Here is a 20860-nt window from a genome sequence, read left to right as displayed (position 1 = left end):
CGGTCCGGAAATCGCCGTGCCCGGGGAGCCGGCGGGCGGGAGCCCGCGGGGGGCGTACGCGGTGCGTATACGCAGCCTGGTGGAGCCGCGACGGATGGGACCCGACCAGTACCCCGGTGGCATGCCCCGTACCACCCGCCCCTTCCGTCCGATCGCACCGCGGATCCGCCCGGTAGCGGAGCGTCACCGACTTTCGGTCAAAGCACCGGGACCCGGTTGCCCGGGAAGCGGACGGGCCGGAAGAGTGGTCGTCGCCGGCACGCACTCCCGTCCACCTGAGCAGTCGAACGAGAGGAAACCGTCATGTCCGACGTGTACGAGACCCCGATGCTGGTCGAGCTCGGTGACTTCGCCGCCCTCACCCAGGGCTTCCTGATCGGCGACGTCTTCGACGGTCACGGCTTCTACCTCATCTGAGGGGCCGTCCGATGAGCGGTCACCGCAGGACCTGGTTCGTGGTCCTTCCGGATACCGAAGCCGCGTCCGCGGTGGCCGCGGGGCAGGTCACGGCCGAGTGCCGTGTCCTGCCCCACCCCGGCGGACGCCCCTGGATCATCGGCGCCTGGCCGGCCGACGAGGAACCGCTGACCGTACAGGCCGGGCCGGTCGCCCTCGCCGTGTTCGGCACCGTCGGCACCGACCACCACCGGCTGCTGCGCCGCGCCGAGCGGATCCGCGACCCCTACGACGTGCTGACCCTCGCCCGGGAGCTGGCGGGCTGCTTCCACCTCGTCGCCTCCGTGCGCGGCACGGTCCTCGCCCGGGGCTCACTGTCCGGGCTGCGCCGCCTGCACCTGGCCGAACTCGACGGCACGCCGCTCCTGGCGGACCGGGCCGACACCCTCGCCGCGCTCACCGGCCGCACGCCCTCCCTCGACCGGCTCGCCCTGCGGCTCGCCCACCCGCTTCCCCACCCCCTCGACACGCTGCCCCTGTGGCCCGGCATCAGCCCGGTGCCCCCGCACCACGCGGCCGTCCTCACCCCCGGCCGCCCCGCCCGCACGCTCGTCCACTGGCAGCCGCCCGCCCCCGACCGCCCGCCGGCCGAGGCCGCGGCCGCGCTCGGCCACGCGCTGCGCCGCGCCGTCGACGCCCGCACCCGCACCGGCGGGGTCGTCGCCGCCGACCTGTCCGGCGGCCTGGACTCCACCCCGCTGTGCTTCCTGGCCGCCCGGGGCCCCGCCGAGCTGCTCACCGTCACCCTCGGCTCCACCGACCCGCACCACGACGACGCCGCCTGGGCCGAGCGCGCCGCCCGCCACCTCCCCGGCCGGCGGCTCCTGCTGGCGCCCGAGGACCTGCCCGCGATGTTCGCCGACGTCGGCACGGCGGGACCGCAGGGCGACGAACCGCTGCCCTGGACCCGCACCCGGGCCCGCGACGAGGCCGTCGCCCGCCGCCTCGCGGCCCACGGCGCCCGCCTGCGCCTCAGCGGGGAGGGCGGCGACGAGGTCCTCCAGGCACTGCCCTCGTACCTGCGTACGCTGACCACCCACCAGCCGGCCACCGCGCTGCGCCACCTGCGCGGCCACCGGGCCCGGCTGCGCTGGGGCCTGCCCGCCGCCCTGCGCGCCCTCGCCGACACCCGCCCCTACCACGCCTGGCTCACCCACGCCGCCGACCGCCTCACCCACGCCGCCCCGCCGACCACCCAACTCCTCGGCTGGGGGCCCGAACCCCGCCTCGCCCCCTGGGTCAGCCCGCAGGTCGCCGACCTCCTGCGCGAGCGGCTGCGCAGCGTCGCGCAGGCCGACGCCGCACCCCTCGCGCCCGAACACGCCCAGCACCAGACACTGTTCATGGTCCGCCACAGCGCGGCCGCGATGCGCCAGCTGACCGAGGCCACCGCCGCCGCCGGCACCCCGTACAGCGTGCCGTTCCTGGACGACCGGGTCCTCGACGCCTGCCTGGCCGCCGAACCCGCCCAGCGCGGCACCCCCTTCGCGTACAAGCCGCTGCTCACCGCCGCCGTGGCCCAGGACGTCCCGGCGGAGCTCCTGCGCCGCACCGGCAAGGGCGACTTCAGCCCCGACGCCCACCAGGGCCTGGCCCGCCACCGCGCCGAACTCGCCGCCCTCACCGAGGACAGCACCCTCGCCCGGGCGGGCCTCATCGACCCCGACGCGCTGCGCCGGGCCTGCCTCGGGCTCTACCCGCCCGGCACCCCGTACGCGGCACTCGACGCCACCCTCGCCTGCGAGCACTGGCTGCGCGCCCACGAGGCCGCGCACACCGCCTCCTGACCACCCGCCACGGAAACCCCCGAGGAGGAGACCGCATGTCCGTGGAACTGCGCCCCGATGTGACCCTCACCCCGACCGGCAGTGGCGCCGTGGTGCTGGACGAGCGCTCCGGCCGCTACTTCCAGCTCAACCGCACCGGACTGCACATCCTGCAGTCCCTCCTCGACGACCGGACCGCCGACGAGATCGCCACCGACCTCAGCGGCCGCTACCCCGTCACCGCCGACCAGGCCCGCAGCGACGTCGCCGCCCTGCTGGGCAGCCTGCGCACCGCCGGGCTGGTCACCGGATGAGCGCCCGGCGCCGGTCCGCGGCCGGGACGCCCATCCCCGCCGGCCGCCCCGGGGCGCGCGGATGAGCCTGCACGGTCACGCCGCCGGGGCGGGCCGGCCGCCGTGGCACCGGCGCCCGGCCGTGCTCGCGGCGATCGCCGCCGCCCGGCTGATCGAGCGGATGCCGCCGGCCAGGATCCGCCGCCTGATGCTGCGCCTGCGGGGCGGCGCCCGCCCGGCCACCACCGGGGAGGCGCTGGCCGCCCGGCAGCAGGTGGTCGCGCTGAGCATGCGCTGCGCCGGCCAGGGCTGCCTGCAGCGGTCCATCGCCGCGGCCCTGCTGTGCCGGGCCCGGGGGACCTGGCCGACCTGGCGCACCGGGGTGCGCACGGAGCCGTTCCGCGCCCACGCCTGGATCGAGGCGGACGGCGCCCCGGTGGACGAACCCGCCGAACTGGCCCACTTCCACCCGCTGATGACCGTGGCGCCCCGCGGCTGACCGGCCCGACAGCGGCCTGGCAGACCTGACAGCGGCCTGACCGGCCTGACCGTGGCCTGGCACCGGCCTGATCCCGGCCTGATACCTCGGCCGTCCACGCCCCGGTACGAAACGGGTCCCGGCGCGGGGTGTCGCCGACCGTGAGGTGGACAGGCGCGTGGGGGACACAGCCCCGCACGTGAGGACGTTCGGTCATGACTTCCAGGAAACCCGGCACGCACGAGTCCATGGACGAGGGCCAGGCCAGCCGCCACGAGGGTGCGCAGCACGGTTGGTCGGGTGACATCGACGCGGAGGAGCAGCAGCCCAACGACAGCGCGCACCGCTCCTTCCACCCCGACGAGTACGCTCCCGAGCCCGGCCCGGGGCGCGAGCCTTCGAAGGAGGAGAAGCAGGGGGTACCCGGGCAGACGGTGGAGAGCAAGGGGCCGCGCGGGGAGGACCAGGGGCCGTCCGAGCACCGGCGCGATCACGGCCCCCAGGGCCCGTCGGGGCGGCCGTCCGGCGGCTACTCCCAGGGGGCCCGCACCGGCGTCGACCCGCAGGAGCCTGACCAGTAGACCTCCTCCGGTCCTTGTCGCGGGGGGGCCGGTCGTCGGCGGTGCGGCGTCGGCGACCGGAGGGGCGCCGGTCGCCGACGGGACCGGGCCGCCCCGGGGTGTCCGCCAGGCCTCACGCCCGCCGGACGGCGGCCAGCCCGGTCGGGGCCGCCCCGCGCCACCAGGTGGGGTCGGCGCTGCCGTCGGTGGTGCGGCCGTCGCGGTGGACGTAGTGGCGCACGTCGCGGCCCGGCTCGGCGAACTCGCCGGCGAGGGCGCGCTCCAGCCACTCGGCCCCGAACCGGAAGGCCTCGGCGGCCACGCCGCCGAGCGGGTGGAACTCGTCCTCGTAGACCCGGAGTTCCTTCGGCGCCCGGATCCGCTCGAAGCTCTCGATCGCCTGGCCCAGATCGGTGAGCTCGTCGAACTCGCCGATGCCGTACAGCACCGGGCAGGCGATGTCGGCCACGAGGTCGCCGAGCGGCATCCGCCGGGCGAGGTCGCGGTCGAAGGCCGCCTCGTCGGTGTACCCCGCCATGTACATGTAGTTGTTCTTGAAGGTCGGCTGGGCGCGCTCGAAGATGGTCGCGAAGTCGCCCGTGACGGCCTCGAACGCGGCGAGCGCGGCCAGGCGCCCGTCGGTGGCGGCGGCCCGGGAGCCCCAGTAGCCGCTCATCGAGATGCCGAACATGCCGATCCTGGTCCCGTCGACCTCCGGCAGCGAGGCCAGGTGGTCGAGGTAACGGCCGATCGCCCGCTCGTAGTTGGTCAGGTCGACGGTCAGCCCGCCGGCCCGGCTCTCGCCCTGGCCCGGTCCCTCGACGGACAGCGCGACCATCCCGCGGGAGGTGTAGTACCGCTCGGCCGCCCAGATGTAGTCCTCCTTGATCATGTCCATCCCCGGGCCGAGGATGACGGCCGGCGCGTTCTGCACGGGGCCGGCGGGCAGGTGCAGCAGGGCGTGGATCGTCGAGCCCTCGAAGTCCAGCTCCACCCGCCGCACCCGCCCGTCCCGCAGCGCGCCGAGGCGGGCCACGCAGTGGTCGGCGCGCTCACGCAGGGCCGCCTTGCGCGGGTCGGCCGCGTCGAAGATCGAGTACTGGGCGCGGCCCCACATCACCGCGGCCCGCAGGTAGAGGTCGGCGGCGGTCTGCGCGAAGCCGCCGCGCTCGTGGTGGGCGGCGCGCTCCTCGGCCTGGCCGGCGACGGTCGCCCACGCCTTGGGCAGCATCGCGCCGCTGCGGACCAGGGCGAAGACCTTGGCGAAGTCGGTGTGGTCGTGGCCGAGCTGCTCCATGGTGCCGACGGCCTCGGGGTGCAGGGCGTCGAATCCGCCCTGGGCGAGGGCGATGTCCAGGGCCCAGCTCTGGCCGGTCGAACGGACGGTCATGACGGTCTCCTCTGAGTCGGGGGCGAATCGTCTAAGTACTTAATCTATAAGTACTTAGCCATTAAGTACTTAAGCTAGGCTGGCTGTCAACCCAGCCCGGAGGAGCGACCATGGCCGAGCAGCCGCCCACCCCCGAGCGCGCCCAAGCGCTCGACCGCCTGGCCCGCGCCGCGTACCGGCTCAGTGCCGCCGACGCCCGCCTGCGCGGTCGCGCCACCCGCACCCCCGGAGCCCTCTCCCTCACCCATGCCCGCGCCCTGCGCACGCTGGCCGACCAGGGCCCGCTGAGCATCAGCGGGCTCGCCGCGGGAACCGAGACCACCGGCGCCGCCACCACCCAGCTGGTCAACGGGCTGGTCGCAGCCGGCTACGTCACCCGCACCCGCCCACCGGAGGACAAGCGCTCCGTCGTGGTCGCGCTCACCGAGGCCGGGCGTGAACGGCACCGGCAGCGCCAGGAGGCACTGGCCGACGCCCTGCACGCCGACCTGGCGGACTACGACGCCGACGACCTCGACCGTGCCGCCGAGGTCCTGCACCGGCTGTCCGCCGTCTACGACCGGCTCTGACGGCTCGGACCCTCGCCCTCTGCCCGGTGCGTCGTGTGCCCGGCCCGGTGCGTCGTTCGCTCCCGGGCGGGCAGGCGTTCGCCCGGGGCGCAGTAGCCTGAAAGGTTCAACCGTGCACGAAGGGGTGTTGGTCAGGTGCGTGCGAACTGGGACCCGGCGTCGGTCGCGGAGATTCTCGAACCGGCGGGCGTCGTGCCGGAGACGCTGCGGCGCCGGGCGCGCCGGGCGATAGCCGCCCACGCGCTCGACCGCGACGACTACCGGTTCCTCCTGGAGGCGCTCGGGCTGGTGCAGGAGGAAGCGCCGCAATGCACGGACGCGGACGCGGGCCCGGGCCCGGGCCCGGGCCCGGGAATGCCCCGGGAGCGGACCGGGCGGACCACCCGTTGTGCCCCGGGGGGATCGCGGGGCCGCAGGGGTCGCGGGGGAGGGGTCGCGGGGGAGGGGGCATCCGGCCGGCCCTTTCCCCAGAGCCCGGTCCCACAGGCCTCCGACCGGCCCACCGAGCGCCACGAAGTCTGCAGTGGGCCGAGAACGCCGATGGCACCCGCCGCCCCGCATCGGACCGGGCGTGTCGGCGTGCCGGAGAAGTCGTCGGGAAACGAGCGATGAGTTTCGCGTCCGTGCACGGTCTTGTCCTGTGCGACGCCACACGATGGGTGGCAGCGAACCGTGGCCGCCAGGGCGGCCCTTGGGAGAGGACGCGCACATGACCGAGCTGAACGCGGAGCACGCTCGCCGGACGATCGTCGACCACACCCGGCGCCTGGCGGAGTCGGCCGCCTCGGCCGGGCCGGAGGCCGTCGTGCCGACGGCCCCGGGCTGGACCGCCACCGACCTGGTCGAGCACGTGGGCCGGACCCAGCACTGGGTCGCGGAGATCATCGAGCGGCGCATCACCGACCCCGCTCGGCTGCCCACGGAGATGGCCGCCGTCCCCGCCGACCCCGGCCGGTGGCAGGCGTGGCTGGTGGAGTCGGCGCAGCGGGCCGCGAGCGCCTGCTCCGACGAGGCGCTGGATGCTCCGGTCTTCAACGCCGCGGGGGACGGGCGCTCGGGGACGCGCTTCTGGCTGGCCAGCCTCGTCAACGAGGCGGTCGTCCACGGCTTCGACGCAGTCCGCGCTGCCGAGGCTGCCCGAGCGGGCGACGCCGTCCGCCAGGCCGATCGGCCGATCGACATCGACGCCGAGGTCGCCGCAGCACTCATCGGCAACCACCTCGCGATGCTCGCCTCGCCCACCTGGGAGCTGCAGCGCCCCGAGTCCGCCCGCGCGATCCGGGGGACGGGGCAGACCCTCCAGTGGCTCGCCACCGACATCGCCGATGACGCGGCGGCCTGGCTGGTGGAACGACGCCCTGACGGTGTGACATGGCGGCCGGGCATCGGCCGGGCCGACGTGACGGTCACCGGCCCGGCCGGGTCGCTGCTGCTGGTCCTGACCCGACGGCTCCCGCTCACCGACCACCACGCCACCGGTATCACCGTGGACGGCGACGCGGAGCTCGCCCGGCACTGGCTCGACCACACCGCCCACGTCAGCGGCTGACCGGCCGGCGGAACGCCGTCCACCGGAACCCCGCCCACCCGATTCACGCCCATCCGACCCCGACGGAAGCCCACCGACGTGCGACTGCTCCTGACCTCCGACACCCACCTCCCCACCCGGGCGCGCGCCCTGCCCGATCCGCTGCTGCGCGCCCTCGACGAGGCCGACGTGGTCTTCCACGCCGGGGACTGGGTCGACACCGCCACGCTCGACCTGTTCGAAGTCCGGGCCCGGCGGCTGGTCGCCGTCCACGGCAACAACGACGGGCCGGCGCTGCGCGAACGGCTGCCGGAAGTCGCCCGCGTCGAACTGGCGGGCGTGCGCTTCGCCGTCGTCCACGAGACCGGTCCCGCCCGGGGCCGCGAACAGCGGTGCAGCTCGCGCTTCCCCGACACGGACGTCCTGGTCTTCGGTCACAGCCACATCCCGTGGGACAGCCACGCCCCCGGTGGCCTGCGACTGCTCAACCCGGGCTCGCCGACCGACCGGCGCCGCCAGCCCTTCGCCACCTACCTGACCGCCCGCGCGCACGACGGCCGGCTCACCGACGTACACCTCCACCGGCTGCCACGGCGGTCCTGACCCGCCGTACGGCGCTGGAACGCGCGCGGTCACCGGGCGAGGGACGGACGGCGGGCCGGCCGACCGCCCCGAGCCCCGATCGGCTCGGTGCTCTCGCCGACCGTGGAAAGCGGCGCTGGTGATCGTGGACGAGGCCGGTGTCCGGGCCCACGTCAGCGCCCACCACGCACGGGTCCACGCCCACGCGGTGGGCGGCCGGGCCCGCACGCGGGAGCCGGCCCGGGCAGGTGCGCCCCGGGCCGGCTCGTGGGTGGCGCCGGGCTACTCGCCCGCCCCGTACGAGCCCGACTCCAGCTCGGACACCGCGCCCGGGCGGGCGGGGTGCCAGCCGAGGGCGGTGCGGGCGGCGGCGCCGCTGACGCTCTGGTCGAGGGCGAGCGCGTCCGCGAAGAGCGGGCCGAAGACCTCGGCGGCCTTGTCCGCCGCCAGCACCTGCGGGTCGGCGGGCACGCCGGCCACCCGACCGGCGGCCCGGGCGAGGTCGCGGACCGGGACGGCCGACTCGCCGACGCCGTGCCAGACGCTGCCGGCCTCGGCCCGCTCGACGGCGGCCAGGAACAGCTCGGCCAGGTCGTCCACGTGGACGGTGGGCCAGCGCACGCCCTCCGCACCGTAGTACTCGGGTGCCCCCTGCGTGCGGGCCCGGTCGACCAGGAGGGCGGGGATCCCGCCGCCGCGGCCGTACACGATGCCGGGCCGGACGACGGTCGCGCGCACACCCTCGGCGGCCTCGGCGAGCACCCGCTGCTCGATCCGCGGGCGGTAGCCGACGATGTCGATCGGGTTGGTCGGGGCGTCCTCGCCGACCTCCTGGGCCTCGCCGGTGGCGCCGAGTACCCAGACGCCACTGGTGTAGACGAAGGGGCGGCCGGTGCCGCGCAGGGGAGTGGCGAGCGCCTCGATGACGGCGGTGTCGACGTCGGCGTCGCCGCTCGGGGGAGCGAGGTGGATCACGGCCTCGATATCGGGCGTGACGGCGCCGACCAGCGAGGCCGGGTCGGCGGTGTCGCCGACGATCTGGGCGTGCCAGCCCCGGCCGGGCTGTGGCTCGGCGCTGCGGGTGAGTGCGACGACCTGGTGGCCGGCGGCGGTGAGGTGTTCGGTGACGGCGGTGCCGATGTAGCCGGTGGCGCCGGTGAGCAGGACCTTCATGCCCATCCCCCTATGTCGAACTATGTCGAAAATTTCGATGTCGAAACTATAGGTGCGCGCAGTCCGCGATGTCAAACATTTCCATGTCGAAGTGTTAGACTCCGGGCATGACGGCCTCGACCGACCCCACGGACCCCATCGACTCGACGGACTCGGCGGCCTTGACGGCCCCGCAGCCGCAGCAGGACGGCGTCGACCGCATCACCGCCCAGTGGTGCGCGGTCCGCCCCGACCTGGATACCTCCCCCATGGCCGTCATCGGCCGCCTGTCCCGCGCCTCCCGCCTGCTCGAGCGCGGGATCAAGGACAACCTGGCACTCCACGGCGTCGAGCCCTGGGAGTTCGACGTCCTCGCCACCCTGCTGCGCTCCGGACCGCCGCACGTGCTCACCGCCGGTGAGCTCAGCGCGGCCGCGATGGTCAGCTCCGCGGCGCTCACCAACCGCATCGACCACCTGGAGAAGAAGGGACTGGTCGAACGGGCCGTCGACCCCGCCCACCGCCGGCGGGTCCTGATCTCCCTGACCGACGCCGGCCGGGAGCTGACCGACCGCCTCGTCGAACACCACCTCGCGGGGGAGGAGCGCCAGCTCGCCGGGCTCACCGGCACCGAACGGGACCAGCTCGCCGGCCTGTTGCGCCGCGTCCTGCTCACCCTCGGCGACCACGCCGAGGACCCCGCTCCGCGCTGACCGTCCGGCCCGGGCCGGAGGGCCGCCGTCGCCGAACCCGGGCCCTCACCCCGCCCCGTCCGAGCGCCGCCGCTCGCGCTCGTCGAACCAGCGCTCCAGCTCCGCGTGCCGGCGAGCGGCGTTGCTGCCGTCCAGCTGACCGGCGAAGGCCCGGTAGGCGGCCGGCACCAGGGCCTCGCGGTCGGCGGGCTCGGCCGAGGCGATCGCCCAGAGTGCCTGCTCGGTGTCGTCGTCCAGCCCGTTGCAGGAGCGCGGCCCGCCGCCGGTGAGCACGCGCTCCAGTTCCGCGTGGAAGCTCTGCCGCAGCTCCCGGTCGGTCGGCCACCCGTGACGCATCCCGGCCCCCCTGTCGACGTCGGATCGGAACGTCCTTCCTCCGGAAGGGACTCGGTCGCCCGGGCCGTGGTTCCCCTCGCCGGCCGCGGCCCGGCCCGAGGCGCCGGGTCAGGACGGACGGGCCTCGGGGCTCACCGCGGTGGCCGCGGCGGCGCCGTCCGCGTCCAGGCCCGCGAGGAGGCGCAACCCGTCCTCGGCGGGGCTGCCTGGAGCCGCGGGCAGCACCAGCAGCTCCAGGCCCGAGGCGTCCGCCAGCGCGAAGTTCTCGTGGTGCAGTTCCAGCAGTCCGACCAGCGGGTGCCGGTACGGCTTGCGCCCGTGGGTGCGGGCCCGCACGTCCGCGCGGGCCCAGAGGCGGCGGAAGCGCTCGCTGCCCATCGCCAACTCTCCGATGAGCTCCGCCAGCCGACGATCGTCGGGGTACTTGCCGGCGGCCAGGCGCAGGTGCCCCACCACGTCCAGGGTGCAGTGCTCCCAGTCCGCGTACAGGCCGCCGTCGCCCTCCTCCAGGAAGACGTGCCGGGCGGTGTTCAGCCCCGGCATCGGCTTGCCGAACAGGAGCCGGGCGAGGCGGTTCCCGGCGAGGACGTCCAGGCGGTGGTCGACGATCAGCGCCGGCGCGTCCGGGACCAGGTCGAGCACGCGCAGCAGCTCCGGCCGGACCCGCCCGCCCGGGGTCCTCGCCCGGCGGCGGGGCTGGCGGGCCAGCCGGTGGAGGTGCTCGCGTTCGGTGTCGTTCAGGCCGAGGACGCGGGCGAGCGTGTCGAGGACCTGCTCGGAGGGCTGGGTCGCACGGCCCTGCTCCAGGCGCACGTAGTAGTCGACGCTGACCCCGGACAGGTGCGCGACCTCCTCGCGGCGCAGCCCCTGGACCCGGCGCCGGCTGTCGGTGGGGATGCCGACCGACGCCGGGTCGACGCGGGAACGCCTGGTCCGCAGAAAGCCCGCAAGATCGTCCATCCCCCGAGTATGGCCTCAGCCAGGGCCGTCGGAGGGCTCGGAGGGTGGTCCTGCCAGTACCAGGAACGCCGGTCCGACGGAGTCGCCGCCCCTGAACGGCGGGCGTCGGGGCGATCAGGATCGAAGGCATCCCAACCCCACCGATCCTCAGGAGTCGCCGTGAAGACGCTGATCGTCCATGCCCACCCGGAGCCGAAGTCGCTCAACGGTTCGCTCAAGGACCTCGCGGTGTCCACGCTGGAGGGCGCCGGGCACGAGGTGCGGGTGAGCGACCTGTACGCGATGGACTGGAAGGCCGTTGTCGACGCCGCGGACTACGGCCCCGAGGCCTCCAGCCCGTTGAAGGTCGCCCTCGACTCCGGCCGGGCCTTCGCCACCGGGACGCTCACCCCGGACGTCCGCGCCGAGCAGGAGAAGCTGCTCTGGGCCGACACGATCATCTTCCAGTTCCCGCTGTGGTGGTACTCGATGCCCGCCATCCTCAAGGGCTGGGTGGACCGGGTGTTCACCTACCGCTTCGCGTACGGCGTCGGCGAGCACAGCGACACCAAGTACGGCGAGCGCTTCGGCGAGGGGACCCTCGCGGGCCGCCGGGCCCTGCTGTCGGTCACCGCCGGCGGCCCCGAACCGCACTACCAGGCGCGCGGGATCAACGGCCCCATCGACGACCTGCTGTTCCCGATCCAGCACGGCATCCTCTACTACCCGGGCATCGAGGTGCTGCCGCCGTTCGTCCTGTACGGCGTCGACCGGATGACGGACGAGCAGTACCCGGCCGTCGCCGAGGCCTGGAAGCAGCGCCTGCTCACCCTGGAGACGACCGAGCCGATCGCCTTCCGGCGGCAGAACTTCGGCGACTACGAGATCCCCTCGCTGCACCTGAAGGAGGGCCTGGAGCCGGCCGGCCGCACCGGCTTCGGGCTCCACGTCCGCGGCTGACCTCGGCCGGCACCCCCTCCCCAGAAGGCCGTCGCGTGCCGCCCCGGGGTCGCCCCGGGGTCGCCCCGGGGCGGCACGCGACGGCGCTGCCGCCGATCGGCAGGACGGGGGAGGGAGTTCGCCGGGTCGGGGGCTACCAGGTGGCCCAGGGGAGGTTCCAGCCGCCGAGGCCGTTGTCGGGGGCGACGGTCTTCTCCTTGCTGTTCACGACCGTGACGACGTCGCCGATCAGCGAGCTGTTGTAGAACGATCCGGCGACGGAGGTGTCGCTGCCGCCCTCCACGTCCTTGAGCGAGACGCAGCCGTGGCTGGTGTTGGTCTTGCCGAAGGGGTCGCCCTTGTACCAGTAGTTGCCGTGCAGGTAGGTGCCGGAGCGGGTCAGCCGCATCGCGTGCGGGGCGGCGGGGATGTCGTACTCGTTGCCCATGCCGACGGTCTGGGAGTTCATGTGGGTGACCCGCTCCTTGGACATGATGACCATGGTGCCGCCCCAGGAGGGGTGCTGGTCGTCGCCGAGGGTGGCGGGCACGGTGGTGGACCTGCCGTCCCGCACGATCGTCAGCTGGTGCGTGGCGGCGTCCGCGGTAGAGACCTGCGAGCGGCCGATGGTGAACGGTTCGTCCTTGTCGACGTCGCCCCACACCCCGGGGGCGACTTCGACGTTCTTCAGCCGGTAGTGGATGGTGACCTTGGTGTTCGGCTTCCAGTACTCGGCCGGGCGGAAGTCGAGCCGGTCGTCGCCGAACCAGTGGCCCCTCACCTCGGTGCCGTTGTCGGTCTCGAAGGTGATGGCCCTGGCGACGGCCTCCTTGTTCACGACCTTGGTGCTGAAGTCCACCTTGACGATCATGCCCACGCCGTAGGTCTGGCCGTCGGCGATGTTGTCGTTGGTCGACACCTTCTTGCCGGCCGGGGCGGTGGTGAAGGCGCTGGTGGCCGCGGCGACCAGACCGTCGGCGTCCTTCGCCTGGGCGTTCACCGTGTACGCCGTGCCGGGGGCGAGCGCGGCGGCGGGCTTCCAGCCGGCGCCGTCCGGGGTGATCGAGCCCTGGACGGGCTTGCCGTCCTTGTCCGTCACGTCGACGGCGGTGAGCTTGCCCTGCGAGACGGACACCCGGAGCGCGGTCGGTGCGACGCCCTGGGCCCCGTCCTTCGGCTCCACGTCCAGCACCGCGGTCGACGTCTTCGGCGTGGCCGCGCCGGACGGCCCGGCGGCGGTTCCGGACGTGGCTCCGGAGGCGGCGGCGCCGGCCGACGCGGCGTCACCGCCGCCCTCCCCCTTGCCGTCGCCGCAGGCCGCGGTCATCAGCAGGACCCCGCCCATCGCCAACGCCACCGCGCCGCGGTGGAGACGGTCGCTGGTGCGTATCGCGGCCCGGGCCGCCCGAACAGTGCTCACAGGTGCTCCCTCTCGATGTTCCGCCGTCAGCTTGTGCGCCGGTTCGTCCCGGCCGCAACGGTGGGAGGGCGATCAGGGACGCGGGGACGCCGCTACCCGGTTTGAGCTGCGAAGACGTACCCTTCCTGGGACGCGCGCCCGGGGCTCCGGGACGGCGCGGACGGCTGCGAAGAGGCCCTCGGGGAACCGTGGGACGGGTCCGCGGCGTACTTGACTGCCGGGGCCCGTGTCGGTTCGTGCCCGGGTGGTTCGGCGGCGAGTGACGGCCGCCGACGGCCCGAGCCGGGGGAGCACCGTCGAGGGGTTCAGGAGGGGTGGAGGAACAGTGTCGCAGGGGATCGGGGACGTGCGGGCGGAGGACGAGGTCGCGCGGCGGCTCCAGGAGCTGAAGAGCCGGTCGGGGCTGAGCTACGGCGTGCTGGCGAAGCGGCTGCACGTGAGTACGTCGGCCCTCCACCGGTACTGCAACGGCGAGGTGATGCCGGCGGAGTTCGCCCCGTTGGAACGCCTCGCGCGGCTGTGCCGGGCGACTCCGGAGGAAAGCACCGAGCTCTACCGCTGGTGGGTCACCGCGCACGAGGCGCGGGCGAACCGGCCCGCGCCCGCGGCTGCGCCCCTTCCCGCGACCGCGCCCGAGCCCGAGGCCGTACCCGAGCCCGAGGCCGTACCCGAGCCCGAGCCCGAGGCCGTACCCGAGGCTGTACCCGAGCCCGAGCCCGAGCCCGAGCCCGCGTCTGCGGCGGACGCTTCGTCAGCCGCCCCCGAGCGGGTCCCCGCCGTGCCGCCGAAGCGGCGGGTGCGCCGGGGGGCGCTGGCCGCCGTGACGGCTGCGGCGGTGCTCGCCACCATCGGGGCCGTCGCCACCGGCCTCAAGGGTCCCGCGGACGGTCCGCCCGCCGCCGCCCCCACCCGGGCCTCCGCCGGGCCGTCCAGTGGATTCCCGGCGCCGGCTCCCGTCGCGACCCCCGTCGGCGCCGCCGCGTCCACCGGCGCCGGGGACCAGGGGGCGAGCGCCGCCCCGATCACCGTCGCGGTCCGCCCGTCCGGCTGGGACGCGGAGTGCGACCAGTACGTGGTCGACCGCCCGCCGTCGGACGTCCCCCGCCCGCCGGCGCCGCAGGACGTCCCGGACTGGGTCTCCCGGGTCGGCGCCGTCCCCGGCCGCTACCAGTCGGTCCAGCTCACCGTGCAGGGCACCGGCAGCGAGACCGTGGTGCTGACCGCCCTCAACGTCCGCGTCGCCCGGAGCTCGGCCCCGCTGCCCTGGAACGCCTACGCCATGGGCGAGGGCTGCGGCGGCGGAATGAGCGTCCACTCCTACAACCTCGATCTGGACGCGGCCCGCCCCCGTCCGGCCTTGATCGAGGGCACCACCGGTCTGCCGCTCAAGGTGAGCGAGCGGGACCCGGAGGTCATCGAGGTGACCGCCACGACCGTCTCGCACGACGTCAGCTGGTACCTGGAGCTGGAGTGGACCAGCGGCAACCGCACGGGCACGCTGACCGTCGGCCCCGGCGCGGGCGCGCCCTTCCGTACGAGCGCGGTCAAGGGCCGCCCGCTGTACCGCTACCCGGTCGGCGGGAACGCCTGGGAGCCGAGCCCCTTCCAGCCGTGACGACGGCGGGGCCCCGCCGTCAGCCGGTGGCCCCGTCGGGGAGTTCCCGGACGACGTCCAGGCGACCCGCGCGACGGGCGTACTCCTGCAGGCACGTTCGGGTCGACGCGGTGCCGGTGGCGAGGGCCTCACCGTGCCGCCGCCGTCCGCTGGCGGGCCGTCAGTCACCTCGGGTGCCGTCCCGTCAGCGGGGAGGGCACCTCCCAGGCGCCCTCGCTATCCGACCAGGGCCGCCAGGTTCGCCAACTCGTTGCGCCGCCCGGCGACCAGCCGCTCGGTCCACTCCTGGTCGTGCATGGCGTCGACCGTCATCGTCACGTGAACGCCGTCATCGGTCGGCGCCAGCTCGACCTCGGTCAGGAACGGGTACGGGGTCACTCCGGGGATGAAGTCGGCGAGCGTGGTGTAGCCGAGCCGGCGCTGCGGCTCCACGACGGTGAAGGTCTTGCTCGACGTCGTGCGCAGCGGGAGCCCCGCGCCCTCCATGAAGGCCACCTGCTCCGTGCCCGTCGCGGTCATCGTGTAGGTCAGTGTGCCGCCGACGCGCAGGTCGAGGGCTTCCACCCGGACGACGAAGCCGTCCGGCGCCCACCAGGACTCGATGCCGGACGCCGTGGTCCACAGCTCCCAGATCCGCTCGGCGGAGGCCGGGCAGCGGAGGTCGAGGCGGATCGTGCGGGGGTCGGTGGTGGGGTTCATGTCGGATGCTCCCTCGGTGCCGGTTCCTGCGGTCAGGGGCGGGTGGCGGGTGGCGGGTGGCGGGTGGCCGGTGGCGGGTGGTGGGCGGATGGTGGCGGCGCACGCGTCGCCGGCCGTCCGGGCAACAGACCGCTCCGCGTACCCGCTGCCGTTCCGTCAGCTCCCGCCGTCCCGAGAACCGTAGCCCCGACCACCGACACCGCGGCCGCGCCCGACTCGCGACGTGACACCGTCGGCGCGCCACGCGATCAGGAGGGCCGGGCCACCCCGACCGGGCATCGGACACCGGACACCGCGCGTCGGTGGCGGATCGTATCCTTACGGCGATCACGATCGGATTCGCCGACACGGGGGCACAGATGACCGTTCACCGACCGGGACTGCCGCAGGACCTTCCACCGGCCGAGGAGTTGTGGGCGCGCTGGGCGCTGCTCGCGGCCCTCGGAGCGACCACCGAGGACGAGGAGCGCCCGCCGCGTCACCGGATCGGTCGGTGGATCGACGACGAGGGCCTGCACTGGGACGACTGCGGCTGCACCTGGTGGATCATGTCCGAGGCCGGCGCCGGCCGGTTCGTGCTCTACGGCGAGGACGAGTCGAGCGGCGTCAAGTGGCACGAACCGGCGATCGACGTGCTGGCGGGCGGTCCGGACTGGCTGCCCTACGAGGAACTGCGGAGCCGGCTCGAAGGGTACGAGATCGGCTGCGTGTACTGGTACGAGAACGGGGCCTGGGCCCGGGCGCCGTACCCGGACGACCTGGACGACGACGGCTTGGACTGCGGCATGGGTTCCTTCATCGACCGCGGCAGCGTGCTCGGCGACCTGGAGGACCACCTGGACGACACGGCCGACGGGCCGACCGCGGACAGCCTCCTGGCCGACGCGGAGGCGTACCGACTGGAGCCGCAGGGGCTGCTGCGGCGGCTGGCCCGGACCAACGGCGACGGTGATCCACTGGACGGGCCCGCCATCGTCCGGGCGTTGGACCGTGCGGGCCTGACCGGGGGAGTCGTGGCGACCGGCAACCCCTGAGGGCCGACCCGCGGTCCGGCGGCGGGTCAGACGGTCGGGGGGAACGCCTGGGAGCCGAGCGCCTTCCCGCAGTGACGCCGAGTGTCAGGGGGACCGGCTTGAATATCCCGGTGTCTGTTTCTGAGCTGATCGACCGGTTGCCCGCCATCTCCGTCGTCCGGGACCGCTGCCGCGCCATGGCGGTGCTGGAGGCCGTCCTGAGCCCGGCATGGGGGGACCGGTACTTCTCGTTCGACTCCCGCTGGTCGCCGACGGAGGAGATGGCCTCGATGCGCGACGGCTGCGGCAACGAGTACTCGATCGTCTTCGCGCCGGCGGGCGCCTACGCCCGCGGGTTCGATCACGAGTCGCCGATGACCCCGTACCGGGTCACGCCTCCGGCGCCCTGGCCGGGCCTGTTCGACGGGGTGCCGGAGGCGCTGCGCGCCCACGTGGCGGAGCCCGCCTTCTGCGACGAGGGGACGCCGCGGGCGACCGTGTGCTTCTGGCGCGAACAGGCCGACAGCGCGTGGAAGGCGGGGGCGGTCGAGCCGCTGCCGGAGGGCGTGGAGGACGACGGCAGCGCCGAGTGGTTGTTCGAAGTGCTGCTGGACGGTCGTCCCGAGGCGTACCAGCGGTTCGCGGAGGAGTACTACGAGGTGGCGGTGGACCTGGCGGCCGTCCGGCACGTCTACGCCCTGCGCCCGCTCACCCGGCACGTCGTGTCGCTGCTGAACCCGGAACTGGACCTGTCCGACCTGGCCGAGGACCTCGCCGAGATCGGGTACCCGGCCCAGGACTGACGACCGGAGCCCTGCCATGACGGCCCCGGTCGGCGGCCTGACATGATCGCCGGAAGCGGGCCGAAGCCGTCAGGGTCCGGGCGGCCGGGGCCGAGCGCCTGTACTGATCGGGGGCCTGCGGCCTGGGGCCACACGCCTGGGCCGGGCCCGGTGCCCGGGGGCCGGTGGGCGGGTGGATCTGGCAGTGAAGCGGACAAAGTAGGATGACTCAACTACCGCGCTACGCGCGTGGAGTTCCATAAATGTTCTATTTGCCCGATTCACCTCCCGCTTGAACACGCACGGAGCCGCCCCCATGGACAACCCGTCCACCGCCAACGCCGACGGTGCGATAGAGACCCGCGGTATCGAACCCGTCCCGGACCACGAGCGGCGGGGCAGAGTCCGCGAGCTCTTCCCGACCTGGGTCGCGGCGAACATCAGTGTGCTGCTCCTCACCATGGGGGCGGCGCTGGTGGTGTTCAACCGGCTGAACTTCTGGCAGGTCCTGATCGTCGCCGCGTGCGCCGCGCTCGTCTCCTTCGGGATGGTCGGCGTGCTGTCGGTCTCCGGGAAGTGGGGCGGGGCCCCGGGGGCCACGCTCTCCCGGGCCACCTTCGGCGTGCGCGGCAACCTGTTCCCCGGCGCGATCCTCTGGATCGCCCGGTTCGGCTGGGAGACGATCAACGCCGTCACCGGCGCCTACGCGGTGCTGACCGTGCTCGACCTGCTGTTCGGGGTCAAGAGCAACACCGCGCTGATCGTGGTCACGCTCTTCGCCTTCGTCGCCTGCACCTTCCTGGTCTCCGGCATGGGCCGCAAGGCGCTCAACGTCTGCAACACCTGGTCGACGTACCTGTTCGGGGTCTTCAGCGTCCTGGTGCTGGGCTACCTGGTCGCGACCATCCACTGGAGCGAGGTCTTCGCCAAGCCCGCGGGCACCACCGCGATGATGATCGCCGGCATCGGGACCATCGCCGCGGGCGGCATCAGCTGGGTGCCCACCGGCCCGGACTTCGCCCGCTACCTGCCGCACGCCGCCTCCGGGAAGAAGATCGTCGGCGTGACGGTCTCCGGTGCCGGCCTGGTCATGGTGCCGATGGTGCTGATGGGCGCCGTGATGGCGGTGGCCTCGCCCGGTCTGGCCGAGGCCGCGGACCCGGTCTCCTTCCTCGGTGACCTGCTGCCGACCTGGCTCGCGGTGCCCTACCTGCTGACCGCGATCGTGGGCATGCTGCTGATCAACAGCCTCTCCATGTACTCGGCCGGCTTCACCGCGCAGACCATGGGCGTCAAGCTGCCGCGCGCCATGGCCGTCAGCATCAACGCCGTGATCTCGCTGGTCGGCGGTCTGCTGCTGATGCTGGTCGCGAAGAGCTTCCTGGGCTCCTTCATCACCTTCCTGGTCCTGCTCGCCGTCTCCTTCTCGGCCTGGATCGGTGTCTACGCGGTCGACATGTTCCGCCGCCGGAAGCATGCGGTGCGCTACGACGCCGAGGCGCTGATGGACACCGGCAAGAGCGGCCGGTACTGGTACGTCGGCGGCTTCTGCTGGCAGGCGATGGTCTCCTGGGTGCTCGCGCTGCTGTTCGGGCTCGCCTTCACGAAGTGCGACTGGTTCGCCGGCCCGCTGTCGGACACCCCGGTCGGCCGGTACGGGCTGGCCTGGGCGGCCACCATCGTGATCTCCGCCGTGATCATGGCGGTGCTCCCGGTGCCCCGGGAGAACGTCTCCGGCCTCGCCTCCGAGAGGGTCTCCGGCGAGCGGCGCGAGCGGGTCACCGCCTGACCGCCCGACCGCCTGGCGCGAACCCCCGATGACCAGGGGCGCAGTGGACCGGACCGCCCGGTTGCCGACTCGGCCGAGTCGGCAACCGGGCGGTCCGGCTTTTCCGCGGTCACCCGCCTCGACCTGAGCAGCCGGTCGGGGAGCCGGAGCCGGAGCCGGAGCTGGACCCGGCGTCGGGCGCAGGCCGGCGCATAGGATCGCCGGTATGGCGCTGCGACCGGTGACGGTGGACATCGAGGCACTCGACCCTCCGGCGGTCGGCCGGTTCTGGGCGGAGGCGCTCGGGTGGACGGCCCGCGGCTCCGCCGGGGCGACGTACGTCGTCCCGGCCGGTGGGCCCCTGCGGCCGGAGCCCGGCTTCCTCGGCCTCGCCTTCGTCCCCGCCCCGGAAGCCAGGAGGGGCACGAAGAACCGCCTCCACCTCGATCTCGCCACCGGCTCCGCCGCTCACCAGACGGAGCTGGTCGCGCGGCTCCGGGCCCTCGGTGCGACGCCCGCCGACGTGGGCCAGGGCGCGGTGCCGTGGACGGTCCTGGCCGATCCCGAGGGCAATGAGTTCTGTGTGCTGGAGCCCCGGGAGGCGTACCGGGACACCGGGCCGATCGCCGCCGTGGTGGTCGACTGCGCGGATCCGCGGGCGATGGCCCGGTTCTGGGGCGAGGCGACCGACTGGACGGTGCACGAGGTGACGGACGACGGCGCCGCGCTGCGCTCCGCCGGCGGCACCGGACCCTACGTCGAGTTCATCCGCACACCCGATGCGAAGACCGTGCCCGACCGCGTCCGCCTCGACCTGCTGCCCTCCCCAGGGGACGACCGGGCGGCGGAGGTGGCCCGGCTGCGGGGACTCGGTGCCACCGGCCCGGACCTCGGCCGCGGCGACATCCCGTGGACCCGGACCTTCCTGACCGACCCGGAGGGGCACGAGTTCCGCGTCCTGCCCCCGGCCTGACCCTGTCCTGCACCCGCCGCCCTGACGCGGAAGCCCGGCGGGGTCGGCGTGCGATCATGGCCGGATGCCCGAGGACTCCGAGCCGCCGATGACGCCGCCCACCGACCCGTCGGCGGGACGGTGGCCGCCGGCGCCGTCCGGCGAGGCCGACTGGTTGGCGGAGCTGTGCGGTGACGGGACGCTCGGGTTCATGCCGCCGGGACTGCCCGATGCGGGCTGGGCGCTCCACGCCATGTACGAGCACGAGCGGGGCCCGGGCGAGGTCTCGTACGACGAGGAGTGGCGGGCCCGGTCGCCGGACGGCCGGGCGCGGCCGCGGGTGCTCGCGGGGGTGGACCTCGATGCCGTCGGTGTCGTCACCGGCGGCGCCGTGGGCCGCGCTGAGCACCCGGGACCGGGGTGGCGGCGGCTGCGGTGGGCCGAACTCGCCGAGCGGAGCGGTGATCCCGTGGTGCCCGAGGGGATGCTGCCCTGCTTCCGCTGCTTCCCGTCGGTGAAGAGGAACGGCAGCTGGCCGCGCGGCATCGTCCCGCCCGCCGAGGGGAGCCTGGACCGGGAGACCTGGAACCGCCTGGTCGCCGTTCTCGCCAGGTACAGCCCGGACGGACCCGACACCCGCTGCCTGGCCTTCTACAACCCCGTGATGACGGGGGAGTTCGACCGGCACCACGTGCGGGCGGGGCGCCTCGGCGACGCCGAACTCCTCTACGACACCGACGACGTGGACTTCAGCCCCTCCAACCTCTGGGCCGCCGACCGCTCCTGGGTTCTGTGCACCGACTACGACCTCTGGGGCACCAAGGTCGCCGGGCCGGCGGACCTCGTCCGGTCGCTGCTGGACGACCCGGAGCTGGAGGTGCTGCGGCTGCCCTGGGCGGGCTGACCGTCG

22 protein-coding genes are annotated in these 20860 nt (G+C 74.3%); 16 read left to right on the top strand and 6 right to left on the bottom strand.

Annotated features, from left to right (window positions below; all coding sequences use genetic code 11):
• Positions 1 to 303 precede the first annotated feature (303 nt).
• The 5 genes from ACZ6Y7_RS12485 (at position 304) to ACZ6Y7_RS12465 (ending at position 3574) form a co-directional block, all read left to right on the top strand.
• A complete protein-coding gene (locus ACZ6Y7_RS12485) occupies positions 304 to 417 on the top strand; it encodes a lasso RiPP family leader peptide-containing protein (protein ID WP_402214940.1) in 114 nt (37 codons plus the stop codon).
• 38 nt (positions 418 to 455) lie between these two features.
• Positions 456 to 2243 carry an asparagine synthase-related protein gene (locus ACZ6Y7_RS12480; RefSeq protein ID WP_465757856.1) on the top strand — a complete coding sequence of 596 codons (1788 nt, stop codon included), beginning with the start codon at positions 456 to 458 and terminating at the stop codon, positions 2241 to 2243.
• 35 nt (positions 2244 to 2278) lie between these two features.
• A complete protein-coding gene (locus ACZ6Y7_RS12475) occupies positions 2279 to 2536 on the top strand; it encodes a lasso peptide biosynthesis PqqD family chaperone (protein WP_465757855.1) in 258 nt (85 codons plus the stop codon).
• Between the two features lie 61 nt (positions 2537 to 2597).
• Entirely contained in the window at positions 2598 to 3014 is a 417-nt protein-coding gene (locus ACZ6Y7_RS12470) for a lasso peptide biosynthesis B2 protein (protein ID WP_465757854.1), read from the top strand.
• A gap of 194 nt (positions 3015 to 3208) precedes the next feature.
• Positions 3209 to 3574 carry a hypothetical protein gene (locus ACZ6Y7_RS12465; RefSeq protein ID WP_465757853.1) on the top strand — a complete coding sequence of 122 codons (366 nt, stop codon included), beginning with the start codon at positions 3209 to 3211 and terminating at the stop codon, positions 3572 to 3574.
• A gap of 112 nt (positions 3575 to 3686) precedes the next feature.
• Here ACZ6Y7_RS12465 and ACZ6Y7_RS12460 read toward each other — a convergent pair whose 3' ends face one another.
• Positions 3687 to 4943: an alpha/beta hydrolase gene (locus ACZ6Y7_RS12460; RefSeq protein WP_465757852.1), complete on the bottom strand. Its 1257-nt coding sequence runs from the start codon at positions 4941 to 4943 to the stop codon at positions 3687 to 3689.
• Positions 4944 to 5053: 110 nt separating this feature from the next.
• On the opposite strand from ACZ6Y7_RS12460, the gene ACZ6Y7_RS12455 reads away from it, so the two are divergent.
• The 3 genes from ACZ6Y7_RS12455 to ACZ6Y7_RS12445 all read left to right on the top strand — a co-directional run bounded on the left by ACZ6Y7_RS12455 (position 5054) and on the right by ACZ6Y7_RS12445 (position 7643).
• Positions 5054 to 5512, top strand: coding sequence for a MarR family transcriptional regulator (locus ACZ6Y7_RS12455; protein ID WP_465757851.1), 459 nt, complete (start codon positions 5054 to 5056; stop codon positions 5510 to 5512).
• 709 nt (positions 5513 to 6221) lie between these two features.
• Entirely contained in the window at positions 6222 to 7061 is an 840-nt protein-coding gene (locus tag ACZ6Y7_RS12450; protein ID WP_465757850.1) for a maleylpyruvate isomerase N-terminal domain-containing protein, read from the top strand.
• Between the two features lie 78 nt (positions 7062 to 7139).
• Positions 7140 to 7643 carry a metallophosphoesterase family protein gene (locus ACZ6Y7_RS12445; RefSeq protein WP_465757849.1) on the top strand — a complete coding sequence of 168 codons (504 nt, stop codon included), beginning with the start codon at positions 7140 to 7142 and terminating at the stop codon, positions 7641 to 7643.
• Between the two features lie 261 nt (positions 7644 to 7904).
• Here the strand turns inward: ACZ6Y7_RS12445 and ACZ6Y7_RS12440 are convergent, their stop codons facing one another.
• Complete coding sequence (locus ACZ6Y7_RS12440) at positions 7905 to 8801, bottom strand: NAD-dependent epimerase/dehydratase family protein (RefSeq protein ID WP_465757848.1); 897 nt, start codon at positions 8799 to 8801, stop codon at positions 7905 to 7907.
• 101 nt (positions 8802 to 8902) lie between these two features.
• Here ACZ6Y7_RS12440 and ACZ6Y7_RS12435 point away from each other — a divergent pair, with 101 nt between their 5' ends.
• Positions 8903 to 9487, top strand: a complete 585-nt coding sequence (locus ACZ6Y7_RS12435) for a MarR family winged helix-turn-helix transcriptional regulator (protein ID WP_465757847.1) — start codon at positions 8903 to 8905, stop codon at positions 9485 to 9487.
• A 45-nt stretch (positions 9488 to 9532) separates the two neighbouring features.
• Here the strand turns inward: ACZ6Y7_RS12435 and ACZ6Y7_RS12430 are convergent, their stop codons facing one another.
• Positions 9533 to 9823 (bottom strand): hypothetical protein, encoded by a 291-nt coding sequence (locus tag ACZ6Y7_RS12430; protein WP_465757846.1) that lies wholly within the window; start codon positions 9821 to 9823, stop codon positions 9533 to 9535.
• A 108-nt stretch (positions 9824 to 9931) separates the two neighbouring features.
• Positions 9932 to 10783: a helix-turn-helix transcriptional regulator gene (locus tag ACZ6Y7_RS12425; RefSeq protein ID WP_465757845.1), complete on the bottom strand. Its 852-nt coding sequence runs from the start codon at positions 10781 to 10783 to the stop codon at positions 9932 to 9934.
• A gap of 159 nt (positions 10784 to 10942) precedes the next feature.
• Here ACZ6Y7_RS12425 and ACZ6Y7_RS12420 point away from each other — a divergent pair, with 159 nt between their 5' ends.
• A complete protein-coding gene (locus ACZ6Y7_RS12420; RefSeq protein ID WP_465757844.1) occupies positions 10943 to 11722 on the top strand; it encodes an NAD(P)H-dependent oxidoreductase in 780 nt (259 codons plus the stop codon).
• A 133-nt stretch (positions 11723 to 11855) separates the two neighbouring features.
• On the opposite strand, the gene ACZ6Y7_RS12415 is transcribed toward ACZ6Y7_RS12420, so the two are convergent.
• Positions 11856 to 13121, bottom strand: coding sequence for a L,D-transpeptidase (locus ACZ6Y7_RS12415; RefSeq protein ID WP_465757843.1), 1266 nt, complete (start codon positions 13119 to 13121; stop codon positions 11856 to 11858).
• 325 nt (positions 13122 to 13446) lie between these two features.
• Between ACZ6Y7_RS12415 and ACZ6Y7_RS12410 the strand changes: the two genes are divergently transcribed.
• Complete coding sequence (locus ACZ6Y7_RS12410) at positions 13447 to 14736, top strand: helix-turn-helix domain-containing protein (protein WP_465757842.1); 1290 nt, start codon at positions 13447 to 13449, stop codon at positions 14734 to 14736.
• 216 nt (positions 14737 to 14952) lie between these two features.
• Here the strand turns inward: ACZ6Y7_RS12410 and ACZ6Y7_RS12405 are convergent, their stop codons facing one another.
• Positions 14953 to 15435 carry an SRPBCC family protein gene (locus ACZ6Y7_RS12405; protein ID WP_465757841.1) on the bottom strand — a complete coding sequence of 161 codons (483 nt, stop codon included), beginning with the start codon at positions 15433 to 15435 and terminating at the stop codon, positions 14953 to 14955.
• A 359-nt stretch (positions 15436 to 15794) separates the two neighbouring features.
• On the opposite strand from ACZ6Y7_RS12405, the gene ACZ6Y7_RS12400 reads away from it, so the two are divergent.
• From ACZ6Y7_RS12400 to ACZ6Y7_RS12380, 5 genes are all read left to right on the top strand, one after another.
• The gene (locus tag ACZ6Y7_RS12400; protein ID WP_465757840.1) at positions 15795 to 16469 is read left to right on the top strand and encodes a hypothetical protein; all 675 of its coding nucleotides are present in this window, start codon (positions 15795 to 15797) and stop codon (positions 16467 to 16469) included.
• A 110-nt stretch (positions 16470 to 16579) separates the two neighbouring features.
• Positions 16580 to 17251, top strand: a complete 672-nt coding sequence (locus ACZ6Y7_RS12395) for a hypothetical protein (RefSeq protein WP_465757839.1) — start codon at positions 16580 to 16582, stop codon at positions 17249 to 17251.
• A gap of 295 nt (positions 17252 to 17546) precedes the next feature.
• Entirely contained in the window at positions 17547 to 19019 is a 1473-nt protein-coding gene (locus tag ACZ6Y7_RS12390) for a purine-cytosine permease family protein (RefSeq protein ID WP_465757838.1), read from the top strand.
• 205 nt (positions 19020 to 19224) lie between these two features.
• On the top strand, positions 19225 to 19971 hold the full coding sequence (locus ACZ6Y7_RS12385; RefSeq protein WP_465757837.1) for a VOC family protein: 747 nt from the start codon (positions 19225 to 19227) through the stop codon (positions 19969 to 19971).
• A 64-nt stretch (positions 19972 to 20035) separates the two neighbouring features.
• Entirely contained in the window at positions 20036 to 20854 is an 819-nt protein-coding gene (locus ACZ6Y7_RS12380; RefSeq protein ID WP_465757836.1) for a hypothetical protein, read from the top strand.
• The last annotated feature ends 6 nt before the right edge of the window (positions 20855 to 20860 follow it).

The organism is Kitasatospora sp. NPDC053308, from assembly GCF_055585785.1.
Note: the sequence above shows the minus strand (reverse complement) of the source record. Positions and strands in the feature narration are given on the sequence as shown.

Excerpts from the sequence above, each read along its gene's own strand:
- ACZ6Y7_RS12485 (WP_402214940.1), top strand. The coding sequence starts at position 304 with ATGTCCGACGTGTACGAGACCCCGATGCTGGTCGAGCTCGGTGACTTC.
- ACZ6Y7_RS12475 (WP_465757855.1), top strand. The coding sequence starts at position 2,279 with ATGTCCGTGGAACTGCGCCCCGATGTGACCCTCACCCCGACCGGCAGT.
- ACZ6Y7_RS12470 (WP_465757854.1), top strand. The coding sequence starts at position 2,598 with ATGAGCCTGCACGGTCACGCCGCCGGGGCGGGCCGGCCGCCGTGGCAC.
- ACZ6Y7_RS12465 (WP_465757853.1), top strand. The coding sequence starts at position 3,209 with ATGACTTCCAGGAAACCCGGCACGCACGAGTCCATGGACGAGGGCCAG.
- ACZ6Y7_RS12460 (WP_465757852.1), bottom strand. The coding sequence starts at position 4,943 with ATGACCGTCCGTTCGACCGGCCAGAGCTGGGCCCTGGACATCGCCCTC.
- ACZ6Y7_RS12455 (WP_465757851.1), top strand. The coding sequence starts at position 5,054 with ATGGCCGAGCAGCCGCCCACCCCCGAGCGCGCCCAAGCGCTCGACCGC.
- ACZ6Y7_RS12450 (WP_465757850.1), top strand. The coding sequence starts at position 6,222 with ATGACCGAGCTGAACGCGGAGCACGCTCGCCGGACGATCGTCGACCAC.
- ACZ6Y7_RS12440 (WP_465757848.1), bottom strand. The coding sequence starts at position 8,801 with ATGGGCATGAAGGTCCTGCTCACCGGCGCCACCGGCTACATCGGCACC.
- ACZ6Y7_RS12435 (WP_465757847.1), top strand. The coding sequence starts at position 8,903 with ATGACGGCCTCGACCGACCCCACGGACCCCATCGACTCGACGGACTCG.
- ACZ6Y7_RS12430 (WP_465757846.1), bottom strand. The coding sequence starts at position 9,823 with ATGCGTCACGGGTGGCCGACCGACCGGGAGCTGCGGCAGAGCTTCCAC.
- ACZ6Y7_RS12425 (WP_465757845.1), bottom strand. The coding sequence starts at position 10,783 with ATGGACGATCTTGCGGGCTTTCTGCGGACCAGGCGTTCCCGCGTCGAC.
- ACZ6Y7_RS12405 (WP_465757841.1), bottom strand. The coding sequence starts at position 15,435 with ATGAACCCCACCACCGACCCCCGCACGATCCGCCTCGACCTCCGCTGC.
- ACZ6Y7_RS12400 (WP_465757840.1), top strand. The coding sequence starts at position 15,795 with ATGACCGTTCACCGACCGGGACTGCCGCAGGACCTTCCACCGGCCGAG.
- ACZ6Y7_RS12390 (WP_465757838.1), top strand. The coding sequence starts at position 17,547 with ATGGACAACCCGTCCACCGCCAACGCCGACGGTGCGATAGAGACCCGC.
- ACZ6Y7_RS12385 (WP_465757837.1), top strand. The coding sequence starts at position 19,225 with ATGGCGCTGCGACCGGTGACGGTGGACATCGAGGCACTCGACCCTCCG.
- ACZ6Y7_RS12380 (WP_465757836.1), top strand. The coding sequence starts at position 20,036 with ATGCCCGAGGACTCCGAGCCGCCGATGACGCCGCCCACCGACCCGTCG.